The organism is Neobacillus niacini NBRC 15566 (assembly GCF_001591505.1).
Classification (GTDB): Bacteria; Bacillota; Bacilli; order Bacillales; family Cytobacillaceae; genus Neobacillus; species Neobacillus niacini.
Map to the genome: position 1 here is coordinate 224,666 of NZ_BCVA01000003.1, position 12,739 is coordinate 237,404.

13 protein-coding genes are annotated in these 12,739 nt (G+C 37.4%); 7 read left to right on the plus strand and 6 right to left on the minus strand.

Features of this window, described 5'->3' with window-relative positions; all coding sequences use genetic code 11:
• The first annotated feature begins 5 nt into the window (after positions 1-5).
• The 3 genes from BANA01_RS04515 (at position 6) to BANA01_RS04525 (ending at position 4,432) form a co-directional block, all read left to right on the plus strand.
• Positions 6-1,559, plus strand: a complete 1,554-nt coding sequence (locus tag BANA01_RS04515; RefSeq protein WP_235847060.1) for a DUF4145 domain-containing protein — start codon at positions 6-8, stop codon at positions 1,557-1,559.
• Positions 1,560-1,853: 294 nt separating this feature from the next.
• A complete protein-coding gene (locus tag BANA01_RS04520; protein WP_063251848.1) occupies positions 1,854-3,197 on the plus strand; it encodes a hypothetical protein in 1,344 nt (447 codons plus the stop codon).
• Between the two features lie 140 nt (positions 3,198-3,337).
• Positions 3,338-4,432 carry a hypothetical protein gene (locus tag BANA01_RS04525; RefSeq protein ID WP_063251849.1) on the plus strand — a complete coding sequence of 365 codons (1,095 nt, stop codon included), beginning with the start codon at positions 3,338-3,340 and terminating at the stop codon, positions 4,430-4,432.
• A gap of 53 nt (positions 4,433-4,485) precedes the next feature.
• On the opposite strand, the gene BANA01_RS04530 is transcribed toward BANA01_RS04525, so the two are convergent.
• Together BANA01_RS04530 and BANA01_RS04535 are read right to left on the minus strand one after the other, a co-directional pair.
• Complete coding sequence (locus BANA01_RS04530; protein ID WP_082799395.1) at positions 4,486-5,268, minus strand: aldo/keto reductase; 783 nt, start codon at positions 5,266-5,268, stop codon at positions 4,486-4,488.
• A 123-nt stretch (positions 5,269-5,391) separates the two neighbouring features.
• Positions 5,392-6,216 carry a S1C family serine protease gene (locus BANA01_RS04535; protein ID WP_063251851.1) on the minus strand — a complete coding sequence of 275 codons (825 nt, stop codon included), beginning with the start codon at positions 6,214-6,216 and terminating at the stop codon, positions 5,392-5,394.
• Between the two features lie 115 nt (positions 6,217-6,331).
• Here BANA01_RS04535 and BANA01_RS04540 point away from each other — a divergent pair, with 115 nt between their 5' ends.
• Entirely contained in the window at positions 6,332-7,249 is a 918-nt protein-coding gene (locus BANA01_RS04540; RefSeq protein ID WP_063251852.1) for a ketopantoate reductase family protein, read from the plus strand.
• A gap of 64 nt (positions 7,250-7,313) precedes the next feature.
• Here BANA01_RS04540 and BANA01_RS04545 read toward each other — a convergent pair whose 3' ends face one another.
• A complete protein-coding gene (locus BANA01_RS04545) occupies positions 7,314-8,642 on the minus strand; it encodes an NAD(P)/FAD-dependent oxidoreductase (protein ID WP_063251853.1) in 1,329 nt (442 codons plus the stop codon).
• Between the two features lie 82 nt (positions 8,643-8,724).
• Positions 8,725-9,120, minus strand: coding sequence for a hypothetical protein (locus tag BANA01_RS04550; RefSeq protein ID WP_063251854.1), 396 nt, complete (start codon positions 9,118-9,120; stop codon positions 8,725-8,727).
• Between the two features lie 219 nt (positions 9,121-9,339).
• Between BANA01_RS04550 and desA the strand changes: the two genes are divergently transcribed.
• A complete protein-coding gene (desA, locus tag BANA01_RS04555; protein ID WP_063251855.1) occupies positions 9,340-10,374 on the plus strand; it encodes a Delta(5) desaturase DesA in 1,035 nt (344 codons plus the stop codon).
• A gap of 79 nt (positions 10,375-10,453) precedes the next feature.
• Positions 10,454-10,963, plus strand: coding sequence for a response regulator (locus tag BANA01_RS04560; protein ID WP_063251856.1), 510 nt, complete (start codon positions 10,454-10,456; stop codon positions 10,961-10,963).
• A 146-nt stretch (positions 10,964-11,109) separates the two neighbouring features.
• Here BANA01_RS04560 and BANA01_RS04565 read toward each other — a convergent pair whose 3' ends face one another.
• Complete coding sequence (locus BANA01_RS04565; protein ID WP_369689638.1) at positions 11,110-11,469, minus strand: SET domain-containing protein; 360 nt, start codon at positions 11,467-11,469, stop codon at positions 11,110-11,112.
• Between the two features lie 118 nt (positions 11,470-11,587).
• Here BANA01_RS04565 and BANA01_RS04570 point away from each other — a divergent pair, with 118 nt between their 5' ends.
• Complete coding sequence (locus tag BANA01_RS04570) at positions 11,588-12,430, plus strand: dimethylarginine dimethylaminohydrolase family protein (RefSeq protein WP_063251858.1); 843 nt, start codon at positions 11,588-11,590, stop codon at positions 12,428-12,430.
• Positions 12,431-12,480: 50 nt separating this feature from the next.
• On the opposite strand, the gene BANA01_RS04575 is transcribed toward BANA01_RS04570, so the two are convergent.
• Positions 12,481-12,675 (minus strand): alpha/beta-type small acid-soluble spore protein, encoded by a 195-nt coding sequence (locus BANA01_RS04575; protein ID WP_063251859.1) that lies wholly within the window; start codon positions 12,673-12,675, stop codon positions 12,481-12,483.
• Positions 12,676-12,739: the final 64 nt, after the last annotated feature.

The window sequence follows — 12,739 nt, forward strand, 5'->3', positions numbered from 1 at the left end:
TTCTGATGGATAAACAATCTTACTTCTATCAATTTATAGAGCCTATTTCTAAAGAACTGGCGTTAGTTGCACGTGAATTGGAGAATAGTATCTTTACCAGCCCAAGAACAATGCTGACACATGCACGTGTTTTTGTAGAGAATATTTTACAACAGGTGATTCGAGCAGAGGAATTGCCAGAAGACCCTCGAGCCAATTTAAAAGACCATCTTGATATGCTTAATGACAAAGGATATTTACTTCCTGAGATATGTGATGCGCTCCATTTTGTTAGGCAAATTGGAAATCAAGCTGCCCATAATTCAAGAATGTTCCGGTATTCTGAGGCGCTATTGTCTTGGGAGGCATTGTACAAAATAGTTAAATGGTATGTCGAGGTATATGGACCAGTAGATATTACCGTTCCGGATTATCAGGATCCATCTCCGATAATGGAAAAAAGATATGATATGTCTGAGCTGGAAATTAGACTCAAGTCACTTGAAGAGCTCCTTTCTAATTCGGTAGAAAAGCTTTCTACAGAGTCTGCACTAAAAGAAGCGGCAGTGAGTGTTGAAACGCCTGAAGCAGCTGTACACACAGTGGAAGAGGGAATTCCAGGTATAACGACGATTCGTACCATTACGTTTAATGGCAGACAAGTAGAAGTTCCGTATTTTCTTAGGGACGCTTTCCTATTACCACAACGATTTGATAAATCCGAAACCTTTCTGATTCGATTAGGGGCAGAGCAGCAAGCACGAATCATGAGTGAGCTGCCTAAAAACCTATTAGGCTTACACAAGCATGTGAAACGTTTTAGCGAAAAGAATGACGAAATTTTCTTTGAAGAATTACGAACCTTTATTGAGGAAGAAAAAATCAGAAGGAATCTATCGCTTGAACGGCAAGGAGAATTATTTTTCTTTTACAAATCTGACTATATCATAGTCACTGAGGAACTTTCCAAGGTCCAGCTTACCTCCGCTGAATTCACGGGAATCCCAAGCCTATTAAGACAACTTAATGAAGATCAAATTGAAAGTGTTGGTCAATTGCCGAAGGAACTAGTTATTCTAGCAAAATATGAAAATGTTGGGGTTGGAACAGTAGAGAAGTTATTTGACCAGCTGAAGAAAAAAGCAACTGAAAAAGCCTCCGCCGTCATACCAGAGGTTGAGGAGCATAATCGGACTAGTTATAAAAAATGGGATTCCTTGTATATCAATGTAAAGCTCGGTAAAGGAAACACGGTTATTCGTGGTGAAACTGTTCCAGCACTTTGGAAGGAAGGTTTAAATTGGATTGAAGATCATCATCTTCCTCTTCATGAAATGATAAAAGAGGGAGTTGTTCTCGGTTCCACTGATTCGGGAAAACGCTATGCCATGGCGCTTGAACCCGTTCATAAAGATAATCGAACTTTTACGCAATTGCATACGTATAAATCGAAACTAACAGGCACCACCTATTACCTTGAAACGAAAATCAATCCGAAATCTGGACTTGAGACACTTGCTAAGTTACTTACACGGTTAGGGGTAGAAGTTAAGATTCCATTATTAGAGAGTAATGATTAAAAACGTTTCTAACACCGACATTTGTTTAAAGACGTCGGTGTTATTTTCATTTTGGCAGGCTCTATTCTCAAGTATTGTTGCCTTTTGAAAGTATATACCATTGATTGAACATTATTTCCACTGAGAATAAGTTAAAATCGGCTTTAAGATTTTAACAACAATGTTCTCGAAAACCAACTTTTTGTAAAAATAATTATATCCATAATAAACCATAGGATTTATAATAAAATGGAATAAATTTAGTGTGTCGAAATAAATTTAGGAAGATATTCTAATTAGAAGGTGTTGGAGAGAATGAAAAAAACAAAAGAAGAACTGAATATGAAATCCTTGTTCATTTTCTTTATTCCTTTAGGTTTATCTGCGAGTCTGGTAACGATATCCCATATCATTATCAACAGTACATTGGTTAGAGCAGATAATTCTGAGTTTATTTTGGCTAGTTATGCGATTGCGATGAGTTTATTTGGAATTACGGAACGGCTGGGAAATTTACTTCGACAAACTTGTTCCTCGTTGGTAAGAGACAAAGGCTCGTATAAATTAATGTCCCATTTTTCCTTTTATCTCATCGGGAGTTTAATGTTGGTTGCATTTGCAGTTGCGTATACTCCGGCTGGAGATTTTATTTTTGCAAAAGTCTTTGGAGCTAAAGAGACTATGGTGGATGATATAAAGGCTATTTACCAAGTTCTTATATTCGTTACAATTTTTTCTGCACTCCGTTGTCTAGCCCAGGGTGTCATCATTTATAATAGACAAACAAAATGGTTAACAATTGGTATGGTCATAAGACTTGCTGCCATGTATTTGCTGTCTTTATACTTCATGAACATTGGTCATATTACAGGAGTATCCGGTGCGATGATTTTTTTAACAGGGATGATCGTTGAATGTATCATTAGCTTCATAGAAGCAAGGACCTTAGTTCGTAAAATGCCTGCTAAACATGAACTAAAAATAGAGTCAAAGAAAAGTATATTTAAATTTTATAGTCCGCTTATGTTATCTTCTGTAATTGTCGTCATGATTGGACCAGCCATCAATATTGCTTTGGGTAAAACCGTTAATATTGAACTGGCGATTGCAAGTTATGCGATTGCCCTTAGTGTGACACAATTGATTTTAAGTTTTTTCTCCTATATCCATCAAATTGTGATCAATTTTTATGGAGAACAAAATGCGCTTGTAAAAAAGTTCTTACTGGTTATCGGCTTTGTCCCGTGTATATTGGTTGCAATTTTAGCGTATACTCCGCTTGGAGGATTATTTTTTGAACATGTAATCGGGGTCAATGGCAGGTTGTTAGATGCAAGCATTCAAGTATTCAAAGTTACGATGCTAATGGCACTTGTGTTTCCCTTTGTAGATTATTTTAACGGTTTATTAATGGTGTATAAACGAACAAAGGTAACCATTTTTTCACAGTCTGCTAATTTTGTAGTTACATTGATTTCTTTAGTCATTGGCGTGAATTTTGCTGCACAATGGAATGGTGTCATCGGTGCTATGGGCCTCTCGCTGGGATTATTAGCTGAATTAATCGTTGTAAGCATCTTCGTTCAAGCATATGAACGCAAAGAAGGTGTTGCTATGTTTCAACTAAGGGGTCTTTTGAAAGCAGGAAAAAACCGTTAATGTTTATGCCTCTGGAATAGTAAACCACCAAATCAGTTGGTGGTTTTCTTTATTTTTTTATTAAAATGTGGGTTTGTCCAATGCATGAGAATTCTTTTTCACATAGTATAGTAGGTAATTAAATTATGGCGGTGACTAGTATGCTTACGATATACCAACCGGAAAAAGTAAACCTGAATGGGAAAGTGCGATTGCAAGCTAGATTTGATGATGAGGGAATTGAGAATATCCTTTGGTATGAGACTAATGAGACATACGGAACGTATATGACTACGGAGCGAGTCGATGCATTTTTGGTTGGTCTGCTATGGCTTGCAATAAGAAAAGGACAAAATATTCTAGTAAAAGGTGCTGTCTCGGAAAAATTGTTTTATGCATTAAATCACCATTTACTTCCGTTAATTGCTCAAATCTATCGATATAAAAAGATTCGAGTGCTATGCGATAATCTTCAGTCAACACCTTTACCTAATGAGGGAGCAGTTGGTACAGGGTTATCCTGCGGAATTGATTCCTTATCTACTGTCTACGAGCATTTGGGCGGGGTTGTTCCACCAAATTATCAAATTACTCATTTTACCTTTTTTAATACAGGTTCAAACCAAATGATGGGAAGCCGTAAGTGGCAAGATAAGATTTATCAAGACAGGGTAGCATGGGCTTCCGCATGTGCTAAAGAGCTAGGAAAAGAAATGATCGTAGTAGACAGCAATTTAAACGATATCTTAAAGATGAGCTTTGTTAGAACCCATACATTACGAAATGTGTCGGCGCTGTTAGTATTCCAAAAGTTGTTTCATGTTTATTACTATTCTGCTGGTTATCAAACTATTAATGCCAAATTTAATTCGGATTCCGCATCCTATGACTTTCTTAGCCTGCCTTTGTTATCTACAGAAAACGTAACTTTCTATTCAGCAGGGAGTAATTATTCACGAGTGCGGAAAACACAAATGGTTTCAGAATTTGAACTCTCCTACAAATATTTAAATGTTTGTCTTGTCAGAATTAAGAATTGCGGCAGATGTCTAAAATGTAAGAGAACCTTATTGACATTGGACGTTCTCGGATCGATTGATAAATATAAGAATGTTTTTAACCTCGAGGCTTTTTACAAAATTAAAGATTCTTATATAAAAGAGGTTATTGAAGGTAGAAACAGAGATATCTTGTTTAGAGATATTTACGATGAAATGGTGCGTAGAAACTATTTAAAGAAACAGAACGGATCTTGATATAAAAATGGACCTCATGACTAGCTCATGAGGCCGTTTTTTCCTATACAAAATTAAAAATTAAAGTTATCAGGATCAGCACCGAATCGTTTGTTTTCGTTTAGGGAGTTAATCTTTTGAATATCACTTTCGGTTAATGCAAAATCAAAGATATTTGCATTTTCGATAATACGGAACTCTTTAACTGACTTTGGAATGGTGACAATTTGGTTTTGAATATCCCAGCGCAGGATGACTTGAGCGGTTGTTTTGTTGTGCTGTGCCGCGATTTCTTGTAAAACTGGATGTTCAAGAAGTCTGCCTTGACCAAGTGGAGCCCAGGCCTCAATTTGGATTTCTTGTTTTCTGCAATAGTCACGAAGTTCAGTTTGTGCTAAAAGCGGATGTAATTCCACCTGATTTACCATCGGTTTGATCTCAGCAACAGATAGTAAATCTTCTAGATGATGAATTTGGAAATTGCTAACACCAATTGCACAAACACGGCCCTCTTTATAAAGTTGTTCAAGAACTTTCCAGGTTTGTTTGTATTTTTCTTTTACTGGCCAGTGTATTAAATATAGATCAACATAATCCAGTCCAAGTTTTTGCAGGCTAGTTTCAAATGCTTCTAATACTGAATCATTGCGCTGGTCTTCATTCCACACTTTAGTAGTAATAAATAACTCTTCACGGGGAACACCGGATTCCTTTATCGCTTGACCTACACTTTCTTCATTTTGATAAAGAGCTGCGGTATCAATGCTTCTGTAACCAGCTTTCATTGCAGCCATTACAGATTGAAGTGCTTCTTCCCCTTCCTGAACCTTATAAACACCTAGGCCAAACCAGGGCATTTTGACTCCATTAAGTAGTGTGGTAGTATCCTGTAAACTAGTCAAGTGATCTCCTCCTTAGATTCATAGTAATACCAAATATTAGTATAATCTGTTCTGCTAGATAGTGGCAATTGATAGAACCTAAAAATCGCTATTGATATTTTTATTAATAATTTCCCTAATATAGTAAGATGGAATCGCAACTCCTACAATTTCTTTCGTCTCTATCTCCGGGTCCTGCAAGGTTGCAAAGATAATACCAATGACTTCTCCATTTTCATTTAATACCGGGCTGCCGCTGTTTCCTTGGTAAATAGGTGCTTCAATCATCATAACGGGGACCTGCCAGTCGGTTAACTGTACTTTACCAACCAATGTGCCTTTATTGGCTATTTGGGTAAAAGCTAATGGGTTTCCAATAAAAATGATTTCCTTACCAACCCAGCTTTCCCAATCCTTGTCGGTAGCAAGATGAAGAAAAGGGAGGTTTTCTGCGTAAATTTCTATAATCGCAACATCTATTTCTGGGTGTTTCGCGATTACTTTACCTGCATATGACCTACCCGATTTAAAATGGACATTTACTCTATTCGTACGTTCAACCACATGTTCATTCGTGACTATTAATCCAGTAGGAGTAACTGTAAAGCCCGTTCCTTTCACTCCATTCCATTCAATCGTTACAACCGACTTTTTGTATTCCTTCACGTCAGGCTGCTTTGATAATTGATTTGACACTTTAACAAAGTTAATCGCAGGGAGGTTGAAAATGTTAATCCACACTTCTAGTCCGCTGATCAAAAGTGCCAGTACGAGCAGGGAACTAACGATTTTAACCATGAATTTTTTCCGCTTTTTCTTTTGAAGTTTCTCTATTTCCCATTCCTGTTTATCATCGGGATTAAAAAAAGTCTCCCAGTCAAAATTGTCTTCTGTATGCTGTGGATCCTTATTTTCGTTATCCATGTTTACCCCTCTTTACAAAATTTTCTATATTCTCTATTATATCGAAAAACGAATCATTATTAATCAACTAAAATTTCATGATAGAATTTAATAAAAAGGAGAGAGGACTTACGGGATGGGAATAAAAAAAGTATCTATTATCGGATTAGGAGCATTAGGAATATTATTCGGCAACCATTTTGTCAAGAGATTGCCGAAGGGGGATGTAAGAATTATAGCGGACCGCTACCGTATCGAAAAATATAAAAGAGAACATGTCTATTGTAATGGAGAACCTTGTGATTTCCACTATGTAACACCCGAAGAACCCTGCGAACCAGCAGATTTACTGATTTTCACTGTAAAATACGAAGGCTTACATGACGCCATTCAAGCTGTTCGGCATCATGTGGGTAAGGACACGATCATATTGTCCGCATTAAATGGTATTACAAGTGAAGGTATTATTGGGCAAGTGTATGGGTTGGATAAGATTCTTTATAGTGTAGCCCAAGGGATGGACGCGGTAAAAGTAGGAAATAAACTTACATACGACCATATGGGAATGCTTTGCTTCGGTGATCAAAAGCCTGGAATAATTTCTGAGGAGGCTAAAAGTGTTGCCGCCTTTTTTGATAAAATTGATTTTCCATATGAGATAGACACCGATATGAATAAGCGGCTATGGGGAAAATTCATGCTGAATGTCGGAGTTAATCAAACCGTCGCTGTCTATAAAAGCAATTACGGTGAAATTCAACGGGAAGGTGCGGCAAGGGAAACCATGATTGCCGCGATGAGAGAGGTCATTACCTTATCTGAATACGAGGGGATAAATCTAACAGAGGCAGATTTGAATTACTGGTTAAGTGTGTTAGCCACTTTAAGCCCCGAAGGGAAACCTTCTATGGCGCAGGACTTGGAAGCACGGAGACATAGCGAGGTGGCTTTATTCGCGGGAGCAGTATTGTATATGGGGAATAAACATCGAGTACCGACTCCGATAAATAAACAACTATTTGATACCATTAAATCCATTGAAAATACCTATTAAAAGGTAAATTCTTAGACATTAGTAAAAAGCGGTTCTCTTTTTAAAAGAGGACCGCTTTTATGAGTTATAGTTTTCTCGAATTTGTAAATGTGCGGTTCAAAACACTTTTAATAATCCCTGGCCTCATCAGTGAGGTTATCGGATTAACTAGATTCATCACTTTCACAAACGCATTATACACCTCTTGATTTTGTGCGGATAAAAGAAAAATATTTTTAGCATACCATTGCTGGATGGACAGTCCAAATGGCTTTTTCCCGCGAGTGTCAGGATAGCGGAAATCTTCTGTAAGGACCATATTCCAAATCGGGGAAATAATTTTCGCTGCCTTTTTATGAAAATCCGCTGGCATCTTTTGTCGAGCACCTTTATTTATCAATTTTTGCAGTGCAAGAGCCTCTAAAATCGCAATACTCATTCCTTGGCCGAATACAGGGTCAATTCTGCAGAGGGTATCACCGATTAGTAAAAGTCGATCTGGTAATTCAATCTTATCAAACCTTCTCCAAACAATATGTGGGATACGATAGAGGCTTGTTTTGGTAAGAGGAGTTGCATTTTTTATTTCGTGATAAATATCCATTTTTGGCAATTTTCTTGAAAGTTCAATAAAGCCGCTATCGTCTTTTAAAACCTCTTTCTCATTTATAGCGTTATGATAACCCATTATGGTGACAATATAACGATTTCCCTCTATCTTAGAAATCGTACCGCCGATTTTTTCTTGAGGCGGATTGGGATAAAGCATCTTAATCTTCCAGTCTTTTTCCTGGTCTTCAGTCAGTTGAAATTGTTTACTACTATAACTTAAGTTGATGTCAACCTTTTCCTCAGGAATAGGGGTACCTTGTTTATGTAACCAATTAGATGTAAAACTGCTTACTCCGCTGGCGTCCACTATTAAATCTGCTAATAATGGACCGTTTTTTAATAAAACACCTGTAATCCGATTATCTTCTTCATTATATAAAAAATCTTGGACGACTTGATTGTAATGCAAAACAACATTTGGAATCCTTTTTATGTATTGTTCTATGTGCCATTCTAAGTGCGGGCGCGTTTGCAGAGTAGTATTGTATCCTCCATCATATCGTATTTTCCAAGCACCATGGTGAAACCATGCAAGATCAATGGTTGAATTAATTTTTACAGCACCGCTCTTATAAAATTCCCCTGTTATACCAGGAAATAAGTTTTCAAGACCATACTCACCGGCATGAAGGAGGGCGTGTAAATGTTCACCTTGAGGTGCAGCTTTACGTGAAAAGGGTCCTTCCGGTTCATTGTCACGTTCGAGGATGATTACTTCTTTGTAAACATCCGACAACACCCGCGCTGCTAATTTACCAGAGATACCTCCACCAATAATAATTGCCTTATCCATTAAGAACATAAGATGAAACACCTGCCAAAATAATGTTTTTCAAAAAAAAGTAACCCATAACGGTGGTGGGTTACTATTTTAAAGGAATGAATTATGCACCAAGCTGATCTAAAATGTATGAAGAATTTTGTTCATCCCATCGAAAAATTCCTTCTTGGAGCTGGATGACTGAATCGAAAGGACGTGGAATTGGTAAATTTCCTAACTGCCCTAACAATTGCTCCCTTAATTGAAGGAGTTCGTTTTTGGACGCAATGCGAATAACTTGATTTAATCTAAGATTCTTTACAGTTATGTTCTTACTTTCACAAATGCTATCTTGGAAAGGCTTGTTAAACTGAATCATCATTTCTAAATCATTTAGGCAGGCCACACCAAAAACATCTTTTATGGTATCTTCATATTTAAGCTGATATCCAGTTGCAAATTTAATCATATTCTTTTCAGGATTTTCTAAAATATAAATTGTATCAATTTCATTTTTCATTTATTAACACCCTTTTGAAGCGGACGGTTTTTTACCTACATCACCGCTTTAATTTGTTAAAACACAACTATTTTATTATAGCATATTTTTCTGTTTTGGTGTAAAAGACAACTTCTATATGACGTTTGTCATACTCTGCATATGACACCTGGTACTTACATGAATGATTTTATTTCCCTATACTTATTTTAACGACACAAACCGAAGGGAATTAAAATTATGTCAGTACAAGAAAATACGAAGAATTTACGAAAACAAGTTGCTCCTTTTGAAGGATCAACAACAAAAGAAAGTGTATGGCAGATTATTAACACGGTTGGACCGTTTATCTTATTGTGGTTCATTGCTTATCAATGTTTATCTGTTTCTTATTGGTTGGCATTGGTTCCGATGATCGCAGCGGCAGGGTTTTTAGTACGAATTTTTATCATTTTTCATGACTGTACCCATCATTCGTTTTTCAAAAACAGAAAGGCGAATCGTGCAGTTGGTACCGCAATGGGAGTATTAACATTGTTCCCGTTTGATCAATGGGGTCACGAACACTCTGTTCATCATGCCACAAGTGGTAATTTAGATAAGCGTGGTACAGGAGATATTTGGACACTAACAGTCGATGAATATTTGGCAGCACCACTTAGACTTCGACTAGCTTACCGTTTTTATCGTAATCCTATCGTGATGTTTGGCTTAGGACCAATCTATGTTTTCGCGCTTAAAAATCGTTTTAATCGTAAAGATGCACGTAAAAAAGAGCGAATGAACACCTATTTAACCAATGTCATTCTTGTTGCTTTAGTTACTTTGTTTTGCGTCACAATTGGCTGGCAATCATTCCTGCTCATTCAAGGCACCATTTTCATGATTTCCGGTTCAGCAGGTATTTGGCTGTTTTACGTACAGCATACATTTGAAGATTCTTACTTTGAAGAAGATAAGGACTGGGAATATGTGAAAGCTGCAGTAGAGGGAAGTTCTTTTTACAAACTGCCTAAACTTTTGCAATTCTTAACAGGGAATATTGGATTTCACCATGTTCACCATTTAAGCCCAAGAGTTCCAAATTATAAATTAGAAGAAGCTCATAATCAGACAGAACCATTAAAAAACGTTCCAACCATTACACTTGCGACAAGCTTAAAGTCACTTCGTTTCCGTTTATGGGATGAAAATGCCAAGAATTTTGTTGCTTTTAAAGACGTGAAAGCTTTAGCGAAAAAACGTATTTCTGTTCAAGCGAAACCAGAGTTATAATATTACCCAATTTGGCTGACTCTCCGTGCATGGGGAGTCTCTGCATGTGGAGCAGCCGCCTGATAAGGAGAGATTGAAGATGATTCGAATTGTAATCGCAGAGGATCAGGCGCTGCTGTTAGAGGCCATGGGGAATCTGTTGAACTTGGAAGAGGATATCGAAGTAGTTGGTCAGGCAGGCAATGGGGAAGAGGCAATTACTCTGGTGCAAAATTTACAGCCGGATGTTTGTATTATGGACATTGAAATGCCTGAAAAGACAGGTCTCGAGGCCGCAGAAGAATTACAGTACATTAATTGTAAAGTAATTATTCTTACCACCTTCGCTAGACCGGGATATTATCAGCGTGCATTGAAGGCTGACGTTAAAGGATATTTACTGAAAGACAATCCTAGTGAAGAATTAGCCTCGTCCATTCGAAGCATTATGGCTGGAAAGCGAATTTATTCACATGAACTCATGGATGAGGAATCGAGAGAAGAAGATGACGACTTAATCCCTCAAACCTCCAACCATCACAACAAGATGGGATCTGTTAAAAGTTATTTAACTTCCATTATGGATAAAATAAAATTACCAACAGGTTAAAGCACCCAATTTTTACTGGGTGCTTTTTTATATTTTTTAGATAAATACGATTCACAAAAATCAGAATGGGTAATATATGGGGTGCGCAAGATGAAGATATTGTATATTCAAACATTAAAGAAGGCGGAGGAAGGAAAGAAAACTAATTAGTAAACATCAAACCACATTGGTTCAGTGTCTACAGGGTCGCCATTGTAATTGATCAAGATTTCATCTCCTGTTTTGATATCACTATAGGCAAAAATATCAATGGTTTGATTTTTGAGATTAAGCTTATATAAAGCATTAGGGGTGTAGGAGTGATTAAACAATGAACCGTATCCAAGCGCTAATGCACATTCTTGTAAATCGTCACCCCACCAAAAAACGTATTCAATCATGATGGTTTTTTTCAAATATTTAAACTCATTTTTCGAGGAAATGATCACGGGTGCTTCATGAATGAGCTCACCTTTCTTAATGTCGCAGGTTGCGAATATACCTCTGCCATACTTTGATTTCTTCATTTCAAACATAAAATTAGCACCACCATTATAAATTGAAATTCCTTTTATTACTCTATGAATGAATGGGAGAATTTGTTTAAGTAATCCTATAAAGGAAGATTATTTAGGAGGAGCGCAAATGACGCAAAATCATAAAACATATTGTGGAAACGAGTATGACCCATTAAAGCGTGTAATTCTTTGCCAGCCCCAATATATGACGATTCGTGAAGTTATCAACGAAACACAAAAGGAATTTAAGGATGAAGGGATCCATATAAAACGTGCGCTGGAACAACACAGTGAGTTTGTCAGAACTCTAGAAACAAACGGGATAGAGGTTGTTTTATTGCCTTATCATAAAAAATTCCCAGAGCAGGTGTTCACACGTGACATTGGCTTTACCCTAGGACAAACCATTTTTGTTGCGAAGATGGCTCATGATGTACGTATCGGCGAGGAAGATGTTTTAAAACAGTGGCTTGATGATGAAGAAATGTCTTATTACACTTTGGCTGAAGACAAGATTGAAGGCGGAGATGTAATTATTGATGGGGAGACGATTTATGTTGGACTAAGTAACCGGACCCATGAGGAGGCAGTAGAACATTTGCAAGGTCTTCTAGTTCAATATGAAGTAAAAGCCATCCCCTTTAAGGAAAAATATCTCCATTTGGATTGTGTATTTAATGTTATATCGCCCGATACTGCCTTGATTTATCGTCCTGCATTAACCGAGGAAGATATAAACCTTTTTTCTTCCCGCTATGACTTAATTGAGGTAACAGAGGAAGAACAATTTACACTAGGAACAAATGTATTGTGTATAGGGAATAAGAGAATTTTAAGTTTGCCCATTAATAAACATGTGAATCAAAATCTGCGTAGCCGTGGGTTCGAAGTAATTGAAGTGGATATTTCAGAAATCATTAAATCAGGTGGGTCTTTCCGCTGCTGTACGCTGCCAATCTTCAGAGGATAAAAAAAGGCTGTCCGAGTACATTCGGACAGCCCGTTTCGTGAAACCCCAAGTTATATACCTTGTTGATTTCGTAATGTTTGTTCAGCCAACGCGACAAGACGTTTGGTCATTTCGCCGCCGACTGAGCCGTTTGCTCGTGCGGTCGTATCAGCACCAAGTTGAACTCCAAACTCGTTGGCGATTTCTTCCTTCATTTGATTCAGAACATTGTCTGCACCAGGAACCAATAGTTTGTTTCTAGCCATGATACATCACTCCCGACGAAGTTTTTTGAGCAATTAGAATTGCTCGTATATAATTTACCCTGAT